The sequence below is a fragment of the Mycolicibacterium elephantis DSM 44368 genome (genome assembly GCF_004014805.1).
GTDB classification, from domain to species: Bacteria; Actinomycetota; Actinomycetes; order Mycobacteriales; family Mycobacteriaceae; genus Mycobacterium; species Mycobacterium elephantis.
The window spans coordinates 120,388-140,655 of record NZ_ATDN01000067.1 but is presented as its reverse complement, the minus strand read 5'-3'; the positions used below and the strand labels follow the sequence as shown (position 1 = coordinate 140,655).

The following is a 20,268-nucleotide window of genomic DNA, read 5'->3' as shown; positions in this document are numbered from 1 at the left end:
ATCGTGCTGCCTGCGGCTTCGCATTTTACGCTCGGGAAAAGGTTCCCGGGAGTCGTTCGTCCACAACGGTTCTTCGACGGTCAATACGCGGCGTTGCGCTCGGCACTCATCGGCTCAAGCCCCGGTCAGTTCATTGCGCTTGACGACGAATTCACACCCAGCGCACGCAGTTCCGTGAAGGCCTGCGCCATCGCCAGGACCACGCGACCCCCGTCGACAAGCCCGGCATCGACGGCCAGCCCGACACCGAGCGTCCCTGTCCAGCTGAGCGCACCCAACGCTATCGGCGCTCCGGGCGCGAGCGGCAGGATCGGCACCACCCGGTCCAGCGGTATGCCCGCAATCGACATGGCCGGCTCGGGGCCGGGCATGTTCGACACGATGGCCTGAAGGAACGCCGGCCCGTACACCTTGCGCGCGAACCAGCGATGTACGCCCACCGGACACAGTCCGAGCACCGTGGCCATCACGAACCGCGACGCCAAAGCCCTTGTAGGGGTCCGCAACCGCGCCGTCGCATGGCTGATCTCACGCAGTCGGACGTCGTCGACGGTGTCCGTCAGCGGCAGATCCACCATCGCAGCCGCAGTCAGGTTGCCCGCCGCAGCAGAATGCGGCTCCCGCAACATGATCGGCACCGACACCCGCAGCCGATGGCCGACGGCGGCCGACAACTCCGGATGGGTACGCCGCACCGCAACGGCGAGCAGGCCCAACAGCACATCGGTGACGCGCACACCTCGTTCGCGGGCCACCGTCCGTATGACATTCAGATCGAATGCTGTGGTGGCAAACCCGCGGCGCGCCGAGCCGGCCGTCAGCTTGGCCGCCGGACGCCCGTCAGTGGCAAGCTGTGCCAGCCCCGCAACGATCGCCGCCGCTTTGCGAAGCTTGCCCGGCTGCGTTTGGCGATCCGCGGCCAGATTCAGGCGAGGTTGCAGAATGTTCAGCGCCTGTAACACGGTGCCGACACCGTCGGCCACGCAATGGTGAACCAGGAACAACAATCCCGAGCGGCCCGGTGCGATATCGCGTACCAGGATGATTCGCCACATCGGGCGGTCGCGCGGCAACCGCTCGGTAGCCACCTGAGCAACCGTGCGGCTCAGCACCGCGGCCGCACCGTCGACATCCGTCGCGTCGGCCCCACCCGCGGCGGGACGTTCGCTGACGTGCCAGTCCCAGTCGATGTCGGCTGGGTCAACGTCGACCCAGCGCCAGCGCCGCGCCGACGACGGCTGTTCCGGTCGTTGCCGGAACCGTGGCATGTTCGGCAGTTCCGCGCGCAACAGCTCGCGGATCTCCTCGAGCGTCGGCCTACCCGGCGACGACGGCGCCAGCACCACCATTCCGCCGACATGCTGAGGCGCCGAATCGGTTTCGACGTGCAGGAAGAAGGCGTCTGCGGTGGGCACCAACGACAACCCCCGGACGCTTTGACGCCGGTCGATCATCACGACACTCACCCAGACCAGCGGAATCGCCGCCACCGCATCCAGCACCCAGTGGTTGGCGGTGGCGACGATCACGAACACCGTCACCGCCACATGGATAGCGCTGAGCAACTGCACCGCCACCCCGCGCGCCAGCCGGGCCAGCACGACGCTGACCCAAAGCGCCCACGCCAGATGCAGCGACGGCATCGCCGCGTACTGGTTGGCCGAGGACACCAGCGGAGTGCCCCATGACCCGAAAGTGCCGCCTTGAGCGACGGTGTCCACGTAGCCCATGCCAGGCAGCAGCCGCGGAGGGGTGACCGGAAAAACCGCGAAACACGCGATGGCGATGAGGTTCAGCAGAATGAACGAATCGCGGGCCCGCCGATAGTCGGCCGGCAGCCGGAGGTAAAGCCACGCCAGCAGCAGAAACGCGCTGATGATGTAGGTGTAGGCATACTCGTAATTCGCGAGAACGGTCAGCACACGACGCGGCACCAGCCATTGATTGAGCGATCGCTCGACGTCGATGTGCAGCCACCGCTCCACATCCAGCAGTGCGCGAGCGTTGCTGTCCGCGAAGTCACGCCGCCCTTCGGCGGAGGCGTCCAGGGCAACCGCCACGTAGACGCCGAAGACCGCCAGCCCCAGCGCGATGTCGCGCCAGAGTGGGCTGCGTGCCGCTTCGGCGGGCGTCTCCACCTGCAACATATTTCACCCGGAGGTCGTGGTCTCTCCCTCTTGCTGGCGAGAACGCCAGTCTAAGCGCCGTACCTGGCAGCTTCATGGAATGACGTCAGCCCCACCGCGCGGTTGCGGTTATCTCATCTTCTGTCGCCGTCCTGGCCCGCGGGTGAATCCGTGGCCCGCTCGACGTCATCGGTGCTGCGCCTGGTCGGCAACGCATACATCGCCCTGGCGGTGGGAGAGTGGGCAAGCCCGATGACGCCTGCGGCGATCAACACCCCCGACGCCGTCAGCGCGGCGAGCGCGCCCGGCGCGGTGGACACCGGGGCGTCAAACGCCAGCAGCCCCGCCGCCAGCGCGACGATCGGGTTGGTCACGTTGATCGCGGCCACCGCGGGAGGCAGTGCGCCGCTGGCGAAGGCCAACTGCCCGAGCACCAGACCGCTCAACGTCGACAGGGCCAGCGCATATCCGGGCCAGTCCACCGCAGTCGCCGCCACGCCGCGGCCGGTGAGATCCTCGATGGTCATCTTGATGAACACCGCGTTCATCGCGTGACAGACGCCGGCGGCAACCCCGAGCAGCATGCTGGTCACCCACGGCGCGCTCAGCCGCCCGATGGCCACCAACAACACGATCAGGCCCGCAGCGCACGCCGTCGCGAGCAGGACGTATTCGCGCCGCGCTGATCCGCCTAGCGGGGGCCTGCCCTCGGTGGTCAACAACAACACCAGGCCCAGGCACACCGTCAGCGCGCTGGCCCAGTCCTGCCAGCGGGGCCAACGGCGTTGTTCCGCGGAGGCCAAGCCCACGGCGAACAGCAGTTGCGCCGACATCAGCGGCTGCACCGCGGCCACCGAGCCCAGCTTCAGCGCGGCTGCCTGGGTCACCCACCCGCACAGGTTGGTCAGCCAGCCCCGCAGCCATGTGCGGCTGCGCGGAAGGCGGTGGGCCAACCGTCGTAGCCCCCTGGCCTGCATGACGATCGAGGTGTCGCCGCCCGTGGCCCGTCGGGCCGCTCGCTGTTGCAGGAACGCCGAAAGCGCGAACAGAAACGCTGCCGCCAGTCCCAGCACGGTGGCCACGATCATGCTGTCACTCTGTTCGTCTGATGGCCGCGGTCATCGGCCCTCTGTGGTGTCCTGCCGCTAATTAGATACCCGGCAACCGCAGCGCGACGCGCAGGCGCACCGCCGGTGGGATCATTGGCGAATGGCTGGGCACGTCACCGTGATGACGTTGAATATCTGGAACCTGCACCGGTGGGAGGAACGGCGGCAGGCGATCGTCGACTGGATCAACGAAGTCGCGCCAGATCTTCTTGCGCTCCAAGAGGTGGTCCGGACGGAACGCCTGTGTCAAGCCTCATGGATCGCTGAGAAGACCGGCATGGCAGCGGTTTTCGGCGCGGCTGGCAAGTATGAGCGAGCTGAGTTCGGCAATGCGGTGCTGAGCAGGCTTCCCGTCATGAGTTCGGACTGTCGCCCTCTGGCCGACGGTTCAAGCGGCGATGTGCCACGAGCGATACTGACGGTCGAGGTCGACGTGTACGGACGTGCCGCTTCGTTCTCATCGACCCACCTGTCGTATCGATTCGACGACGGTTGGGCGCGTGAGCGACAGGTCCGAGAAATCGCCGACGTGGTGAGTCATGCTCCGGCTGAATTCCCGCCGATCGTCTGCGGCGATTTCAACGCCGTGCCGAAGTCCACCGAAATGCGGTTCATCAAGGGGTTGCATGCGCTCGACGGCCGCAGTTGTCACCTCTGGGATGCCTTCGAACTCGTCCACCCCGACGATCCCGGCTACACGTGGACGAACGTCAACCCGTTCGCCGCCGAGGACCGGAATCCCGACCGGCGCATCGACTACGTCCTTGTGGGCGTTCGGGCCGGCGACGGTGCGGGTCGCGTGCTGGATGCGCGCCTCGTCTGCGACAGCCCCCGCGAAGACGTGTGGCCGAGCGACCACCTGGGTGTGGCGGCGGCTCTGGCGAGCCCGGGCCGTTCCGCGGAGCCAAAGGGCCCGCCGATCGCCTGAAGCATCCGCACGGAAAGCATTGGCGCAACTGCGATGTGGTGAAGATCACCATGCTCTTGGCTCCGTTCGACCAAGTTCACAGTGGGCATTCAGCCACACTCCAGGCGGCCGGCCTTCCATCGGGGATAGCGACGTTGGGTTGCCGAGCGGATCTCGGCAGACAGGGGAGTCAGCGTCGTGTACCCCGCGCCTGGAGGCAAGCCGTGACGAGCGCACCAAGAACCGAGCATCCCACTTCGCCGACGCCGCTGCGCGCCCTGTTGGATCACCATGAACCCAAGGGGGTTTTCCACCAGCGCGTCGATGTGAACGAGTTCGCCGGCGGTATTCCGCAGGTGCCCGCGCAAGTGCCGTTGGTGCGCATCGGTCGCAGGTGGGTCAGCATCTTGTGGCTCGTCGCGTTGGCGATCGCCGGATTCGCCGTCCTCATCGTGATCGCTCAGGAACTACGCACATTCGACTGGGTGCAGACCTTCATCGCGCGTTATCCAGGCACCTCGGCCACCTACGCCACGCCGGTGGAATCCGGCTTTCCTGCCTGGCTGCGCTGGCAGCACTTCTTCAACATCGTCTTCATGATGTTCATCATCCGGTCGGGACTGCAGATTCTGGCCGATCATCCACGCCTCTACCTGAATTCGGGTTGTCGCCCGGGGTCGGAGTGGTTCCGCATGAGCGATCCGGTACCCGCCGACCGCATCGACAAGAACGACCCACCACGCCTGTGGACCTCCAAGGACGACGCCGTCTCCCTGCCAAAGCAGCTGGGAATACCGGGACTTCGTCACTCGATCGGCTTGGCCCGCTGGTGGCATTTCAGCTTCGATCTGCTGTGGCTGATCAATGGAGTCATCTTCTACGTGCTGCTGTTCAGCACCGACCAGTGGCACCGACTCGTGCCCCAGTCCTGGACCGTGTTCCCCAACGCCCTGTCGACAGCCATTCAGTATGCGTCGCTGAACTTTCCGGCCAACGAAGGCTTCGCTGAATACAACGGTTTGCAGATACTGGCCTACTTCATCACGGTGTTCATCGCCGCACCGCTGGCCTTCGCGACCGGTCTCCTGCAGGCGCCCGCCGTCGCCGCCCGGTTCGGGACGGGACGCGGTCCGCTGAACCGGCAGGTCGCACGGACTGTCCACTTCATGGTGCTGATCTGGATGCTGGTCTTCATCGCCGCGCACGTCGCGATGGTGTTCCTCACCGGTGCGGTCGGCAACCTCAGCCACATGACATTGGGGACGGATTCCCAGTCGCCCTGGGCCCTCGTCATATTCGGGATGGCCGCTGCTCTCTTGGCCGTGCTCTGGCTGATCGCCACACCACTGACTCTTCGCTACCCGAGAGCGGTCCAGCACACCGGACGATTCATCGTCGGCTGGGCCAAGGCATGGATGGAACGTGTACACCCCAAGGCCTCATACCGTGAGCGGGACATCACGCCCTACCACTGGGCCAACGGGCGGGTACCGGACTCCGAGCACTGGCGCGACCTGCGGGCCACCGGTTGGTCCGACTACTCGCTGCGCGTCACCGGCCTGGTCGAAAACCCGGTGAACCTGTCCTACAACGAGATCGTGGCGCTGCCCAAACACGAACAGATCACCCAGCACTACTGCATTCAGGGCTGGTCGGGCGTGGCCAAATGGGCAGGTGTGCGCATGCGCGACATCATCGACATCGTGCGGCCCCTGCCGACAGCACGGTGGGTCGTGTTCTACTCCTTCGGCAACGGACCCGAACCCGACACCGGGCGGTACTACGACTGCCACCGCATCGAGCACATGCGGGAACCGATGGCGCTGCTCGCCTACGAGATGAACGGCGAACCGCTGCCGGATGCGCACGGCGCACCGCTGCGTCTGCGCAACGAACTCCAGCTGGGGTTCAAACAGGTCAAGTGGATCGAAGCCATCGAGTTCGTCGAGAGCTTCAAAGACGTCGGCTGGGGCCATGGTGGTTACAACGAAGACCACGAGTACTTCGGCTACCGGATGCCGATCTAACTGTGCGGTCTGGACCCGCACAGCCTCAGTTCAGGAAGTAGGAAATGAAGATCCGACCGATCCCGGGCATGGTCGTCGCAGCGTGTGCTGTGGCCATCGCCTTGGCGCCCGTCGCTCGAGCCGCCGACACGACGGTGCAACCGGTCGCCCAACAACAGATCCAGCCCGCGCCGATGACGTGCAACTGGACCAGGGCCGGCAGCATGTGCACCTCGCCTGGCAATGCAGAGCTCAACGACGCACCGCCGTTCGTCAACAACTACCCGATGTACGGATTCTTCCCCTGGATCTTGTGAGGCCCCAGTGCGATGATCACGACTGTTGAACGTTTCCTGGCGCATCGAAGCCCTCTCGGGGCCCGACGCAGCCGCAGTCGTCGAGCCGCTGTTCCGCGAGTATCTCGACTGGATACTCGCGCGGTTCGCCGCCGATCTGGGCGCGGAGTCGGTCGATCCGGACGGCACCGCGGAGCGCGCCTATTTCGCCGAGACACAACGGTTCCTCGGTCCCGGGGGCAGGCTGCTGGTTGCCCGACGCGACGATGAGATCGTCGGTGTCGGCGCCTTCAAGCCCACCTACGATGAGCGAACCGCCGAGATCAAACGGATGTTCGTCCGGCCGTCTGCGCGCGGCAGCGGCATCGCGCGAGCGCTGCTCGACCGACTGCTCAACGACGCGCGGTCCGAGGGATACACGAGGGTGCGTCTCGAGACCATGAGCTTCATGACCGAAGCGCATGCGCTGTATCAATCGGTGGGCGCCAGGGCTATCGATCCGTTCGACGGGTCCGAAGCAGGCAACGTCGGTCTTGCCGGAGCCACGACGTACCTCGAGCTGCCCCTCTGAACCCATACGATCGGGTATCAGTGGGTATGTCATCTGTCGGACTGCGGTTCTACTCTCGAAAGTCACTGAACCCGAAAGGATTCGTGCGTGCCTCAGACAACCCCCTGGACCGGGGATCCGGTCTGGCTGGCCGACGTTCTGCGTGCTGAAGGTATCGATCCCGTCGAGTTTCCCGGATGGCGGAGCCGCGGTCACGGAGACTTCAAGGACATCCGCGGCGTCATGGTGCACCACACCGGATCGGACAACGCCAGCGCCGCGTCGATCGCCTACGGTCATCCCGGCCTACGTGGCCCGCTGTCACAACTGCACATCGCGCGCGACGGCACAGTCAGCATCGTGGCCGTCGGCGTCGCATGGCACGCGGGCCGCGGCATGTATCCGTGGGTTCCGACGAACATGGGCAACTGGCATCTGATCGGTATCGAGTGTGCCAACAGCGGAACCTTCTCGACGGCTCCGCATCGCCACAACTGGCCCGACGCGCAGTATTTCGCGCTGGTGAGGTGCTGTGCGGCGATCAACCGCCGGCTGTCGCAAACCTCTGCGCGCACGATCGGGCACAAGGAGTACGCCGGCCGGGCCCAAGGCAAATGGGATCCGGGTGCGATCGACATGGACATCCTGCGCCGCGACATCCAGGAGCGAATCGGCGACATCTCGCGCCTGGCGCCGACGCCGAGCCCGCCCGTGCCCATCGGTGAGTACGCGGACGTGCTGCTGTTTCGCGGCACCGAGGGGCCCGAGGTCGCCGACCTGCAGCGGCTGCTCAAATCCGCCTATCCCGAGTTCGCCGGCCACCTCGCGGTCGACGGTGACTTCGGCCCCCAAACCGAAGCCGCGGTCAGGGAGTTTCAGCGCCGCACACCCGGCTTGGAGGTCGACGGCATCGTCGGTCCGGCCACCGCTGCCGCGCTGCGATTGAACCTGGCGCGTACCGCAACCGCCACTATCGCTTAGCCCCCTTCGATCCAGCAACGCCCGGCATCGGCGTCGCTCCTGAAGTACCGCCAATATGCCCCGCGCCGGGGATATCGAGCGAAGCGCCAACCAGTTGCCTGAGCTTGTTCGGCACGAAAGCCAGCCAGGCTGAACATGTTTCGCACGTAGAATGCTGCAAATGGCGGTGGTGCTGCGACCCGGTGACAGCAATGATCTCGTCCGGCTGCTACAGGCCCGGCTGAACCGCGACTATCCGCTGTATTCCAACCTGGTCGTCGACGGCATCTACGGCCCCGCCACCACCGGCGTCGTGCGGGAGTTCCAACGCCGTGCCGGTCTGGTCGTCGACGGCGTCGCCGGTCCACAGACGCTCGGGCGTCTCGGCCTCGACTTCGATCAACCGCGTCCGCTTCCGACGTCTCTGCCGTTCTTCTACTGTGCGTCAGGCACTTGGCAGACGCCGTTCATGGGGCCTCAGTTCGACGTCGGATGGCAGCTCGAGCAGAGGGGAATAGTCCGGAACCAGCCGGTCGGGTATCCCGCGTCCGGTTTCCTGTATCCCAACCCGTTTCTGAGCTACAACGAATCGGTGGCGCTCGGCGTCGCCGAGCTCGCGCGGCTCGTCTTGATGAACGCCGGTCGGTTCTATCTGTGCGGCTACAGCCAGGGCGCCGAAGTGGTGGCGCGAACCCTCGGGTTGATGTTGCCCGGCCAGCCGTTGGCGCATCGCGCGGACGACCTCATCGCGGTCATCCAGTTCGGCAGCCCCTGCCGGCCGCCCGGTCCCACGCTGTTGGGTGACAACCCGCCGGGAGCCGGGATCGCCGGCTTCTACACACCGGACCAATTCCGCGCACGCACATACGATTTCGTCTTGCCCGGTGACATGTACGCCACGACCACCGATGACACCTTGCTGCACCTCGGCTACGAGGCACTGACTCCGTTGGAACTCGAACTGCCGTTCGCCCTCGAGATCCTCGCTCTGATTCAAAGCAACGAGTTCCTGGACTTGTTGAACCTCGCCAATACGCCGGAGACCTTCGCGAAGGTGGTCCAGACGGCGGTGGTCGTCGGTGACTTCCTGATCCGTAATCCGCACGTCCACTACCACGACTGGGTGGGGTTCGATGGCCAGACGGGAGTGCAGCGGGCAGTGCAGATCGTCGCGACCGCCCCTGCCGGCGTGTAGGGGACCGTGTCGACTCCGGCAATCCATAAAGCGGGATGGCCGACAATTGTTGCGGGGTGGCAATGTTTTGCGGAATTGCGGCGGCTGCGCTCCTGTGCGCGCCGACAGCGGGTGCGACACCGGAGGACACCTTCCTGGACGTTCTCGACGATGCCGGTGTCACCTGGCCGGGGGCCACCCCCGCGAACATGGTCGCCGCCGGTCACGGGGTCTGCCAGGACTGGGCCAACGGGGCCACCCTGGAGGGCGAGATCGCCGGTCTCACCGAGTATCTCGATCCGCAGGACGCGGGAGTACTCATCGGCGCGGCGACGGCCGCGTTCTGTCCGGAATACGACTTTATAGTCAACGAAGGCTGATTAGTCTTCCAACGGGCTCAGCGCCCCACCGGTCAACACGGTGAGGGGCGCTGTGCCGCGCACTGAGACGCCGAACGAACGAAGGGGTGGGGCATGCGGTCACGGATTCTCATTGTGTTGGCGTGTGGGCTGATGGCCGTCGGGTGCAGTGCGGCGCCGGAATCCGGCACGGCACAAGCTCCGACAATTCCGGCGACGCCCACTCCCGAAGCCACCCAGGACGACGGCGTCGCCGCCGACGGCGAAATGATCGTCTTCTACGACGACGCCGAAAGCCCCGAAGCGGTCAATGGGCGCGCGCTGATGCAGGACAACGACCTGCTCGAAGACCTCGCCGACGACATCAACCAGTCGCTCAAGCTGCCCCACGACATTTCGCTGCGCGGGTCCCAATGCGATCAGCCCAACGCGTTCTGGGACGCCGGCGCGAACACCATCACGATCTGTTATGAGGACATCGACTCGGCACAGAAGATCTTCACCGAAGCGGGCGACCCTGATCCCACCGCGGCAGCGATCAACTCCGAGTACGCGACGTTCTATCACGAGGTGGGGCACATGGCGATCACCATCTACGACCTCCCGGTCACCGGACGCGAAGAGGATGTCGCCGATCAGTTGGCCGCCTACGTCCTCCTGACGCCCGGCGAGGACGGTCAAACCGACCCCGAATCGGTGCAGGCCGTCAAGGACTTTGCGTTCGCGTTCGGCGCATCCGGCGCGCAGGCGACCGAGTTGAGCGCCGAGGATTTCGCCGACGTGCACTCCCTGGACGAAACCCGCATGTACAACCTCGAGTGCTGGATCTACGGTTCGAACCCGGAAGCCAACGCCGATTTGGTCACTGACGACCGGCTACCGGAAGACCGCGCGTCGGGATGCGGCGAGGAGTGGGCACAGCTCGAGAAGGCGTGGTCGACATTGCTCGATCCGTACTTCAAGTAGCGCGGTCAGCCGTCGGCGCCGTTGCTTCCGCCCGGGCTTCCTCCGCTGCCTCCGGCTCCACCGGGAGAGCCGCCGTTGCCGCCGTCGCCGCCCCCGCCGATGCCACCGTCGCCGCCGTCACCTCCGTCGCCGCCCTCGCGGTCTGTTGCGGAGCCCAACGCTGAGCCGCCGTTGCCGCCCGCACCTCCCGCGGACAGCACGCCGCCGTTGCCGCCGTCGCCCCCGTCGCCGCCATCTGCGGTGCTGAGTGCACCGTCGGCGGTCGCGGTACCCCCGCTGCCTCCGGACCCGCCGTCGCCGTTTAGCGTGCCGCCGTTGCCGCCGTCACCGCCGTCGCCGCCCACGGTGTTGAGGAAGCCGGAGGCCGAACCCCCGGCGCCGCCGTCACCGCCCGCGCCGCTGACACCCGTGCTGCCGCCCGCGCCGCCGTCACCGCCCTGGGTGCTGACGCTGTGCAGGTCCAATGCTGTTGCGCCGCCGCCGTCACCGCCGTCGCCGGAATCGCCGACCCCGGCGACGCTGCCGCCGTTTCCACCGGCTCCGCCGGTCGCGTCGCTGTTGTCGCCGGTGGTTTTGGCCGCGCCGCCGTCGCCGCCGTCGCCCGCGTTGCCGTTGAGGCCGGTGCTGCCGCCGTGGCCACCGGCACCGCCCGTGACATCCTCAAAGCCTTCTGCCGCACCGCCGTTGCCGCCGACGGCGCCGTCACCCATCAGCAGCCCACCGTTGCCGCCGTTGCCGCCGGACCCGCCGGAGGCGTCACTACCGTTGTCTCCCAACGCGGTACCGCCATCACCGCCGGCGCCGCCATTTCCGATGAGCCTGGCGCTGGCGCCGTCTCCGCCGTCGCCCGCAGTGGCTTGCCCGATGAACTGCGAAACCGCGTCGCCGCCAACACCACCCGCGCCGGCGTCGCCCAAGAAACCGGCTTGACCACCGTTGCCGCCGTCACCGGCCGTCGCTGAGCCGCGACCGCTCGAGGCGTCGCCGCCGGCCCCGCCGGTACCACCGCCTCCGATGAGAGCGCCGCCGTTGCCGCCGACGCCGCCGGCACCGGCCGTGGTGGCCTCGAACCCGGTCGCGGTTCCACCCGCACCGCCGTCACCGCCGCGGCCGATGAACCCGACCGTGCCGCCTGCTCCACCGGCACCTGCGGTGGTGGCGACCGAGTGCAGATCGAGGGAATCCGCGTTGCCGCCGCTCCCGCCGTTGCCCGCGGTGCCGATGCCCAGCACGCTTCCGCCCTGGCCGCCTGCCCCGGCGAGGGCAGCGCCGTTGTCTTCCTTCGTCTTCGCCGTGCCTCCGGCGCCGCCGTCCCCGGCGCGGCCGAACAGTCCGGTGTTTCCTCCGGCGCCTCCGGCGCCGCCGGTGGCGTTCTCTCCGCCTTCGGCGTTGCCCCCTCTGCCGCCTGCTCCGCCGTTACCGAACAGCAGGCCGCCACGACCACCGTCGCCGCCAGGTCCACCAACTGCGTTGCCGGTCAACAGAATCTCGTCGACGCCGTTACCGCCGTCGCCGCCGTTGCCGATGAGGCCCGCGTCCCCGCCTCGGCCACCGGGCCCACCGTCTCCACCGTTGCCGAACAGCAAGCCGCCGCGCCCGCCGGCCTGGCCGGGTGCGACACCGTCGGCGCCGTTGCCGATGAGCAGGCCCGCGTTCTCACCGGGTTCGTCGCCGTCACCGATGAAGAAGGAGATGAAGTCGGTCCCGATGGTGGCGGGCGTGGGCAGGAGCAGCGCTGTCTGTGCCCGGCCGGATGGCGAAGGCGCACCGCCGGTTCCGATCAGTGCGGCCGGTGCACGGACACGAAGCACAGTGATGTCGGGGAGGCTCGGACCGGCTAAGGAGTTCTCGTCATCGGTGTCGTCCTTCGGGTGAGGCGCTACGGTAAAGCCGAACGGCGCCAACGCATCCGAGGTCCCGATGTTGCGCGTCGATCTGATCGTCGCTCCGCTCGCGACAGCGCCGGCGAGGGCGTTGGGCGTCATCGGTGCGATGACGGCCGGAGGGGTGATGGCAGAAACAGAGCTGAGCGACTTGACCGGATACGACGGCGGGGGAAGGGGGTCGGAACCGGTGCTGGGTACAGCGAGAATTCCGGCTGCCATCACAACAGTCGCCATGGATTTGTGCGGCGAAATAGACATCGCCGGACCTCCCAGCGCCCGCCCGAACTGGGCTGACCGGGAAAGTGTCCCACCGCGGCATCAGCGGCGGGCGAGACTCGCAAAAGTTGCGCTGAGGAAAACGGTTCGGAGGCGTTTACCGGCGCGTCAGTAGTCGGGGGTCTCGACCTCGGCGAGTTCCTGCTCGGGTTCCTGCGGTGGAACCGCCGCGGGCATGTTCGGCTGCGGAGAGCTCGCCTGGCCGCCGGTCGGACCGCCGCACTCGCTGCCACTGACGCCGGGAGGACACAAGCTCGGGCTCGCGCCCTGGGTCGCGGCGTCCGCAGGCGCCGATTCATGCGCTGAGTCCGACGCCGAAGCGGGCGTCGCCGCCGACTCGGGCGAGTTCGGAACCATATAAGGAACACAGTGGCCGCTGTAAAGATCCTGTTCCTCGCCGGCCGGGCAGTTGGCGAGATGCGACGTGGGAACGGCCGGTGCGGCCAGCGTCGCTCCGAGGACCGGGGCCGCCGCCGCGATCGCGAACCCGGCGACGAAGATCACGCGTCGCGCCAACAGTGAGATGGAGCCCATTGATCACCCTTCATATCGGGGACTTGAGGTATGCCGACCATTATCGCGTGGGTCGCCGGAAAATTCGCTCTAACTCGACGAGAAGCCCCGGACCTGCCGATATGACGAATATCGCGGCGGTCGACAAGGGCGAGAAGGTGCCGTCGATGCGCCGGGTTGACGAAGTCGATACTCTAGCGGCGGGTTCAGACTGCAGCCTTCAGACGTTGATTCAGGCTGCTTTGTGGGCGCCGCGAAGCAAGAGGTGAGGCTTGGACGGACAGCTTTGTACCGAGAATTGGGTCGGACGTGTGGCGGTGGTCGCCGCGTCCGGTGACCTCGACATGCTCACGGCGCCGCAGCTGAAGGACGCTGTCGACGCCGCTCTGGGCAAGGACCCTGCCGGTTTGATCGTCGATCTGACCCAGGTGGACTTCCTGGGTTCGGCGGGCATGCAGGTGTTGATGGAGGCCCATAACCACGTCGACGGCACCGACACCCGGTTCGCCGTCGTGGCCGACGGGCCCGCGACCAGCCGACCACTCAAGATCACCGGTATCGCGGACCTGATCGACATGTACTCCTCGGTCGAGGTCGCCCTCGAGAACTTTGCCGCATGACATCGGGCGCCGCTGGGTAACCAATTGGCACGATGACCAAGTTGAATTGCTCCGCGGGCGAGATGGACGCGAGCCTCATCCGGAACGACGTCGCCGACGCGCGTAACGTCGCACAGTTTCGATCCGAGCTTTCCGGTTGGCTACGCAGCCATTTCACGCTGGACGCGACCAGGCTCAACGATGTGGTCCTGGCCGTAAACGAGGCGCTTACCAACGCGGCCGAATTCGCCTACACCGGGCGCGGCGGCACGATGACGATGCACGCCCGCCACCACGCCGCCGACCGCCAGCTGGAGGTCGTCGTCTCCGATCGCGGCAGGTGGCGCCACGTCGACCCCGAGTCACGTCCGAACACCCGCGGCCGAGGCATCCCCTTGATGCAGGCGCTGGCGGACCGCACGACCATCTCCAAGGAGTCGACCGGAACCCAGGTGCGCTTGCAGTTCGACGACTGCGGCCTGGTCACCCGGAAGATCTGCACCTCACGCGCGTGACGTATCGCCGACCCCACCGCGCACGTGACCCCCGTCACTCTCAGAGCGCCTCGATTGCGCTTGCGCGCGAACGCTTCCCGGGCATGTCGGCTGTGATTTGCCGCTCACTTTTCGGCCCGGAACCTGAGAACGCAGCGCTTCGCCGATCGGTGGCTCGCTCCCGAAGCGCTTACGGCGCCGACAAAACCCCACGTTAAGCCGACGTTACGGGACGACCCTGAAGGGTAACGAATCGATAACGAAGAATTTCCTAAGCAGTGTCTGAGAGCTTTCCGCCGATCGCTGCGGCGCGGCTCTCTGCGGCGATCAAAGCTGTCGGTAATCGTCGTTAGACTCGGATGAAACTCGCGCCCGAAGGCGTAGTAATTGCCAAAGGCGTAGTAACACTTGAAATCTAGGGCCGGTGAACGCCAAGACCGGCGGAGGTACCGAATGCGAATGGCTAACGTTGTGGCGCCTGTGATGCAGGCGAAGACTTCTGGTTCGGAAGTGAAAGAAGGTGTTCACGGCGGCCCGGATGTCAGCTTGGTGGGATCGGTGGCGGTGCGCCGCGGTCCGATCGGTGATATCGCCGCGGCCGATGGTGTGATCGTCGCCGCCAACTACGGCGACGACAGCATTGCGGTGCTCGATGCCGCCAGGGTGGCGGTGCAGAGCATCATCGCGTTGCCCGGCGAGCCGGTCGCGGTCGCCGTCGCCGACGATCGGGCCTATGTCAGCACCTCCTCGTGGACGCATGACGAGATCGCGGTGGTCGACCTCACCACCAAGAGCGTGATCGCGACCTACGACCTCGCCTTCAGCGTCACGGCGCTGACCGTCAGCCCCGATGGCAAGCGGGTGTTCGCCGGCCGGACCGGTGACGGCTATGCCGACGTCGCCGTCATCGACGTGCCCGCGGAGCGGATGGGCACGATCGACGTCGCCACCGGAGCGGGTATCGGCATCGACGCCGTCGCGCTCGACGCCACCGGTAAGCGCCTGTACGTGGGCACCACCGACGCACGCGGCAGCGCGCTGGTCATCGTCAACGTGGAGACCGCGCGCGTCGAGCGCGCCGTGCAGATCGGCGCCCCGATCCGCGGCATCGCCGTCGCCGACGGCACGGCCTATGTGCTGACGTCCGACCGTGCCCGCGGTGGCGTCGTCCACGTGATCGCGCTGGCCACTGGCCGGATCACCGGAACCATGCAACTCGGCGGTGCGCCGACCCAGCTGATCATGGGCACGGACAAGGCCCGCGCATACGTTGTCGACTACGACCGGGTCGCGGTGCTGTGCACGCTCACCCACAAGGTCATCGACACGATCACGGTGGGCGCTCGCCCGTCGGGCGTCGCGGTGGAGGCCGCCGGTGGCCGGCTGCACGTCGCCGACTACACCGGCGTCGTCACCACCTATGCCGTCGCGACCGCCGCGCCGCTGATGTACTCGGACTTCGTGGCCACCGATCCGATCGTGGTGCCCGACGTTCCCGAGCTGGAACCGGCCACCGTCTAGCCCCGGCAGCGCGCCCAGGGGGCCTGCCCAGGGGCGTGCCCTGAAATTTTTTCGCCGAGGCGTTGAACCTCTTCCGCGGTTGCCCCGTTGAACCGCGGTGAAGGCCACCGGGGTCTTCACCGAGGGAAAGGGGCGCGGCCATGCGCGCAACGCTGTTGGTACTGGCCGGGATCGCCGCGGCGGTCTGCGGAACGATTGCCGTGCCCGTCGCGGCGGCGGCCGAATCGGCGGAGCTGACCATCGCCACCCTGGAGGCGCAGGGTTTCGACGTGAAGGTCAACAAGATCGGCAGCGCATCGCTGGACGAATGCGTGATCACCGACATCCGGAAGCCAAGGGAGCGAACGGAATTGGTGCGTCGCGGTGACGACCTGGTTCAGGTGGTCACCGAGCGGTCCATCACCGTCACGGCCGACTGTTCACGGCGCTGACCCAGCGATCAGGGCGTAGTTGGTCACGCTCAACGTGACCAACTACGCCCAAATCACTGATGGCGGCGGCAGTCCAGCGACACCGAGATCGGCTGGCTGATGGTGACCGGAAAGAGCACGCCGTCGTTTCGACCGCCGAGCAGCGGCATCAGCTGCGTGAACTCCTGCGGGTTGCGGACGCTGGTGACCACGCATTCCGACATCGGGGCGGTGCCGATCTTGTCGATCGTGACGTTGTAGCCCCGGTCCTGCAGCTTGTTGATCACTTCCTGGGCCGAATCGCCGTCGTCGGCCGCCGCGACGCCGGCAGGTGCGGCGATCGCCGCGTACGCGACGGCGGCAGCCCCGGCAAGGATCCATGTGGTCCGCATGGGTTCAATGATCCCTCATCAGCGCTCGGCGCGCTGATATGCGGTCACGACCGCGGCGCCGCCGAGCCCGATGTTGTGCTGCAGCGCGGCATTGACACCGTCGACCTGGCGCTTGTCGGCGGTGCCCCGCAGCTGCCACGTCAACTCGGCACACTGCGCCAGGCCCGTCGCGCCCAGCGGATGACCCTTGGAGATCAGCCCGCCCGACGGGTTGACCACCCAGCGCCCGCCGTAGGTGGTGTCGTTGTTGTCGATCAGCTTCGGCGCCTCGCCCTCGGCGCACAGCCCCAGCGCCTCGTAGAGCAGCAGCTCGTTGGCCGAGAAGCAGTCGTGCAACTCGATCACCTGGAAGTCGGCGGGCCCGAGCCCGGACTGCTCGTAAACCTGTTGTGCGGCTTGCACGTTCATGTCGTAGCCGATGAGGTTCTTGGCCGAGCCGTCGAAGCTGGACTGGAAGTCGGTGGTCATCGCCTGGCCGACGATCTCCACGGCCTGGCCGGCCAGGTTGTGCTTGTCCACGAATGCCTCACTGGCCACGATCGCCGCGCCCGAACCGTCGGAGGTCGGTGAGCACTGCAGCTTGGTCAGCGGATCGGAGATCATCTTCGCCGCCAGGATGTCCTCGAGGGTGTACTCCTCCTGGAACTGCGCGTACGGGTTGTTCACCGAGTGCTTGTGGTTCTTCAGCCCGATCTTCGCGAAATGTTCGGCGGTGCTGCCATGTTGACGCATGTGTTCGCGCCCGGCCGCACCGAACATCCACGGCGCCACCGGAAAAGCGAACTCGTCGATCTCGGCCATCGCCTTGACGTGCTTGCCCATCGGCGACTCACGGTCCTCGTAGCCGCCCTTCAGCGCGCCGGGCTGCATCTTCTCGAAGCCGAGCGCGATCACGCAGTCGGCCAGCCCGCCGCGGATCGTCTGCGCGGCAAGGAACAGCGCCGTGGAACCCGTCGAACAGTTGTTGTTCACGTTGGCGATCGGGATGCCGGTCATGCCGAGCTCGTAGAGCGCCCGGTTGCCCGACGTCGAGTCGCCTGCGACGTAGCCGACGAAGCCCTGCTGGACCTCCGAATAGTCGATGCCCGCGTCCTCGAGTGCCTTGGTGCCCGACTCCATGGCCATCTGGGGGTAGTCCCAGCCCTCACGACGCCCGGGCTTCTCGAACTTCGTCATCCCCACGCCGACGACGTAGACCTTGTTCTTTCCTGCGGTGGCCATTCCACGTTCCTTTCGCTGCGCTCTGCACACCCTAATCGCAGGAGAAGACGCAAAGTCGTCCATTCTCGGCACGAAAAGTGCGACTTTGCGTCTGCTGGCCGGGAAGCAGGGTACAAAGAGTAGAACGTGTTCTAGTTTTGTCAGGAGGCGTCATGGGGTTGCGGGTCGTGCAGTGGGCCACCGGCGGGGTCGGCGTCGCGGCCATCAGGGGTGTGCTCGAGCACCCCGACCTCGAACTCGCGGGCTGCTGGGTGCACTCACCGGAGAAGGCGGGCAAAGACGTCGGCGAAATCATCGACGGGCCCGGTGCCGAACCGCTGGGCGTCACGGCCACCAACAGCATCGACGACATCCTCGCTCTCGACGCCGACGCGGTCGTCTACGCCCCGCTGCTCCCCAACCCCGACGAGGTGGCCGCGCTGTTGCGGTCGGGCAAGAACGTGGTGACACCCGTTGGCTGGATCTATCCGAGCGAACGGCAGGCCGCGCCGCTCAAAGCCGCCGCGCTGGAGGGCAACGCAACGCTGCACGGCACCGGAATCGCTCCCGGCGGCATCAGCGAGAAGTTCCCGCTGATGTTCTCGATCATGTCGACCGGCGTGACGTTCGTTCGCGCCGAGGAGTTCTCGGATCTGCGCACTTACGAGGCGCCCGATGTGGTCCGCCATGTGATGGGCTTCGGCGAGGTCCCCGAGAAGGCGCTCAGCGGACCGATGCAGAAGCTGCTCGACGGTGGCTTCATCCAGGCCGTCCAGATGTGCGTCGACAAGATCGGGTTCCGTGCCGAGCCGAAAGTCCGCTCGTCACAGGAGATCGCAGTGGCCACCGCGCCGATCCCGTCGCCGATCGGCGAGATCGAACCGGGCCAGGTCGCGGGCCGCAAGTTCCACTGGGAGGCGTTGGTCGACGGTGAACCCGTCGTGCGGATCACGGTGAACTGGCTGATGGGGGAGGACAACCTCGACCCGGCGTGGACGTTCGGCCCCGAAGGGCAACGCTATGAGATCGAAGTGCGCGGCAACCCCGATATCTCGGTGAGCATCAAGGGTTTTCAGTCGGAGATCGGCGGCCAGGGCCCCGAATACGGTGTCGTCGGCACCGCCGCGCACTGTGTGAACTCCATACCCGCGGTGTGCGCGGCCGCCCCCGGCATCGCCACGTATCTCGACCTGCCGCTGATCAGCGGCAGGGCCGCCCCGCACCTGGGCTGACGAAACGAGTTACGCCCGCATCGGTGCGCGCAGCGCGGCAGGCAACGCCGCCAGGTTCAACAGCAGCACGATCACGACCGGCCAGATCGCAGAGGAGCCCTGGGCGATTCCGCCCAGCACGGCGCCGAGCGCGGCGGTGGCGATGGCGACAAGCACGGCGGAGAATCCCATCAAGGTCGCGCGCTGGTGTTCGGTGGCGAAGATGTTGATCCACGTGGTCGCGGCGGTGAGGATCGCCTGGTTGGCCACCGTCGCCATCAGGATCACGACGCCGTGCATCCACGGCTCGGACCAGGCGTCGATCGCCTCGCCGACGATACAGAGCACCGCTGCGCTGGAACTGACCAGCACGCTGGCGACCAGCATCCCGCGCGCCGCGAACCTGCTGCGGTGCACGAAACTCCACAGGACCGCGCCGACGATCAGCCCGGCGCTGGTGGCGATCACCAGGATGTGCAGGGTGCCGGCGTCGTCGGCGTGATCTTCGGCCGTATGCAGGCTGTAGAACGTCGCGCCCAGACTGATCGGCACGAACAACAATTGGACGGCGACGTACCGGCGAAACCAATCGTGGCTGCGGGCGATGGAGAGGCCTTCTCGATAAATTTCGCGTAACCGGCGAGCCGCCCGCGCCGAATGAGAATGAATGGGTCCGATGAAGATGCTGGTTACCGCGGCGGCCACCAATCCTGCGGTGCCCAGCCATAGCAGGTCGATATGGCCGGTGAGTGGGTCCTTGCTTTCCAGAATCGGTAGCAGCATAACGGCGGCCAGAATGGCGACCACCGCCCCAACAGCACTTTGATTGAGTATCAGATCGCCGCGGCGAATTTCGTTCAATTTGCTGGACAACACATCGGAGAAAGCAATTTTCGATATCCCGCTGGCAATACCGAGCGCCACCGATGTGGTCAGAAATATCGGTCCTATCCTCGATCCCGTCACGGCCGCCAGCCCGTTGACCATTAACAATGCCGCTGTGGTCAACGAGGTCGCCACCAGGACGAGATGTCTCAGGTGCCGCGAGCGTTCCAGAACAACCGGCGATATCGAGTTTCCGAGAATCGCACCAAGGCTGTATGCGGGGAACACCAACGCCGCGGCCAACAGATTTCCGTGGTGCGCACAGATAAACGGCAGCACAACCGCGATGTTCGCCAGTTGCATGCCGGTCGTGTAAAAAGTTCCCTGCGTGAGCAGCACCCCGTAGCGGTCAGTGCGCGCATTTAAGTCACCATCAGCAGTCATACGGAATCTGCGCGAAATCTACTATTTATGCGCTATCCGCGAAG

The 20,268-nt window shown here is 66.3% G+C and carries 20 protein-coding genes; 13 read left to right on the top strand and 7 right to left on the bottom strand.

The window, feature by feature from the left end; translation table 11 throughout:
* Positions 1-125: 125 nt before the first annotated feature.
* Both MELE44368_RS24575 and MELE44368_RS24570 read right to left on the bottom strand, forming a co-directional pair.
* Complete coding sequence (locus MELE44368_RS24575) at positions 126-2,138, bottom strand: bifunctional phosphatase PAP2/O-acyltransferase family protein (protein WP_164890215.1); 2,013 nt, start codon at positions 2,136-2,138, stop codon at positions 126-128.
* 122 nt (positions 2,139-2,260) lie between these two features.
* On the bottom strand, positions 2,261-3,214 hold the full coding sequence (locus MELE44368_RS24570) for a DMT family transporter (RefSeq protein WP_128110865.1): 954 nt from the start codon (positions 3,212-3,214) through the stop codon (positions 2,261-2,263).
* A gap of 121 nt (positions 3,215-3,335) precedes the next feature.
* On the opposite strand from MELE44368_RS24570, the gene MELE44368_RS24565 reads away from it, so the two are divergent.
* From MELE44368_RS24565 to MELE44368_RS24530, 8 genes are all read left to right on the top strand, one after another.
* Entirely contained in the window at positions 3,336-4,163 is an 828-nt protein-coding gene (locus tag MELE44368_RS24565; RefSeq protein ID WP_128110864.1) for an endonuclease/exonuclease/phosphatase family protein, read from the top strand.
* 203 nt (positions 4,164-4,366) lie between these two features.
* Positions 4,367-6,169, top strand: coding sequence for a molybdopterin-dependent oxidoreductase (locus tag MELE44368_RS24560; RefSeq protein ID WP_083042207.1), 1,803 nt, complete (start codon positions 4,367-4,369; stop codon positions 6,167-6,169).
* Between the two features lie 44 nt (positions 6,170-6,213).
* Positions 6,214-6,465 (top strand): hypothetical protein, encoded by a 252-nt coding sequence (locus tag MELE44368_RS24555; RefSeq protein WP_052761528.1) that lies wholly within the window; start codon positions 6,214-6,216, stop codon positions 6,463-6,465.
* A 25-nt stretch (positions 6,466-6,490) separates the two neighbouring features.
* Complete coding sequence (locus tag MELE44368_RS24550; protein ID WP_157861354.1) at positions 6,491-7,015, top strand: GNAT family N-acetyltransferase; 525 nt, start codon at positions 6,491-6,493, stop codon at positions 7,013-7,015.
* Positions 7,016-7,102: 87 nt separating this feature from the next.
* Positions 7,103-7,975 carry a peptidoglycan recognition protein family protein gene (locus MELE44368_RS24545; RefSeq protein ID WP_128110863.1) on the top strand — a complete coding sequence of 291 codons (873 nt, stop codon included), beginning with the start codon at positions 7,103-7,105 and terminating at the stop codon, positions 7,973-7,975.
* Positions 7,976-8,135: 160 nt separating this feature from the next.
* Positions 8,136-9,149, top strand: coding sequence for a peptidoglycan-binding protein (locus tag MELE44368_RS24540; RefSeq protein ID WP_241566754.1), 1,014 nt, complete (start codon positions 8,136-8,138; stop codon positions 9,147-9,149).
* Positions 9,150-9,211: 62 nt separating this feature from the next.
* Positions 9,212-9,508 carry a DUF732 domain-containing protein gene (locus MELE44368_RS24535; protein ID WP_064890151.1) on the top strand — a complete coding sequence of 99 codons (297 nt, stop codon included), beginning with the start codon at positions 9,212-9,214 and terminating at the stop codon, positions 9,506-9,508.
* Positions 9,509-9,601: 93 nt separating this feature from the next.
* Positions 9,602-10,453, top strand: a complete 852-nt coding sequence (locus MELE44368_RS24530; protein WP_064890061.1) for a DUF4344 domain-containing metallopeptidase — start codon at positions 9,602-9,604, stop codon at positions 10,451-10,453.
* 5 nt (positions 10,454-10,458) lie between these two features.
* Here the strand turns inward: MELE44368_RS24530 and MELE44368_RS27385 are convergent, their stop codons facing one another.
* Together MELE44368_RS27385 and MELE44368_RS24520 are read right to left on the bottom strand one after the other, a co-directional pair.
* Positions 10,459-12,558, bottom strand: coding sequence for a PE family protein (locus tag MELE44368_RS27385; protein ID WP_264031192.1), 2,100 nt, complete (start codon positions 12,556-12,558; stop codon positions 10,459-10,461).
* A gap of 165 nt (positions 12,559-12,723) precedes the next feature.
* Positions 12,724-13,149 carry a hypothetical protein gene (locus tag MELE44368_RS24520; RefSeq protein ID WP_128110861.1) on the bottom strand — a complete coding sequence of 142 codons (426 nt, stop codon included), beginning with the start codon at positions 13,147-13,149 and terminating at the stop codon, positions 12,724-12,726.
* Positions 13,150-13,439: 290 nt separating this feature from the next.
* On the opposite strand from MELE44368_RS24520, the gene MELE44368_RS24515 reads away from it, so the two are divergent.
* The 4 genes from MELE44368_RS24515 to MELE44368_RS24500 all read left to right on the top strand — a co-directional run bounded on the left by MELE44368_RS24515 (position 13,440) and on the right by MELE44368_RS24500 (position 16,173).
* The gene (locus MELE44368_RS24515) at positions 13,440-13,748 is read left to right on the top strand and encodes an STAS domain-containing protein (RefSeq protein ID WP_198529530.1); all 309 of its coding nucleotides are present in this window, start codon (positions 13,440-13,442) and stop codon (positions 13,746-13,748) included.
* 32 nt (positions 13,749-13,780) lie between these two features.
* Positions 13,781-14,242, top strand: a complete 462-nt coding sequence (locus tag MELE44368_RS24510; protein WP_241566753.1) for an ATP-binding protein — start codon at positions 13,781-13,783, stop codon at positions 14,240-14,242.
* 489 nt (positions 14,243-14,731) lie between these two features.
* Positions 14,732-15,742 carry an MmpL3/TtfA transport complex stabilizer gene (locus MELE44368_RS24505; RefSeq protein WP_241566752.1) on the top strand — a complete coding sequence of 337 codons (1,011 nt, stop codon included), beginning with the start codon at positions 14,732-14,734 and terminating at the stop codon, positions 15,740-15,742.
* Positions 15,743-15,882: 140 nt separating this feature from the next.
* Positions 15,883-16,173, top strand: coding sequence for a hypothetical protein (locus tag MELE44368_RS24500; RefSeq protein ID WP_046754260.1), 291 nt, complete (start codon positions 15,883-15,885; stop codon positions 16,171-16,173).
* A 53-nt stretch (positions 16,174-16,226) separates the two neighbouring features.
* On the opposite strand, the gene MELE44368_RS24495 is transcribed toward MELE44368_RS24500, so the two are convergent.
* Together MELE44368_RS24495 and MELE44368_RS24490 are read right to left on the bottom strand one after the other, a co-directional pair.
* Positions 16,227-16,544, bottom strand: coding sequence for a hypothetical protein (locus MELE44368_RS24495; protein ID WP_046754259.1), 318 nt, complete (start codon positions 16,542-16,544; stop codon positions 16,227-16,229).
* Between the two features lie 18 nt (positions 16,545-16,562).
* The gene (locus tag MELE44368_RS24490; protein ID WP_128110859.1) at positions 16,563-17,765 is read right to left on the bottom strand and encodes a lipid-transfer protein; all 1,203 of its coding nucleotides are present in this window, start codon (positions 17,763-17,765) and stop codon (positions 16,563-16,565) included.
* 152 nt (positions 17,766-17,917) lie between these two features.
* Between MELE44368_RS24490 and MELE44368_RS24485 the strand changes: the two genes are divergently transcribed.
* Entirely contained in the window at positions 17,918-18,976 is a 1,059-nt protein-coding gene (locus tag MELE44368_RS24485; RefSeq protein WP_046754257.1) for an NAD(P)H-dependent amine dehydrogenase family protein, read from the top strand.
* Positions 18,977-18,985: 9 nt separating this feature from the next.
* Here MELE44368_RS24485 and MELE44368_RS24480 read toward each other — a convergent pair whose 3' ends face one another.
* The gene (locus MELE44368_RS24480) at positions 18,986-20,224 is read right to left on the bottom strand and encodes an MFS transporter (RefSeq protein ID WP_046754265.1); all 1,239 of its coding nucleotides are present in this window, start codon (positions 20,222-20,224) and stop codon (positions 18,986-18,988) included.
* Positions 20,225-20,268 lie beyond the last annotated feature (44 nt).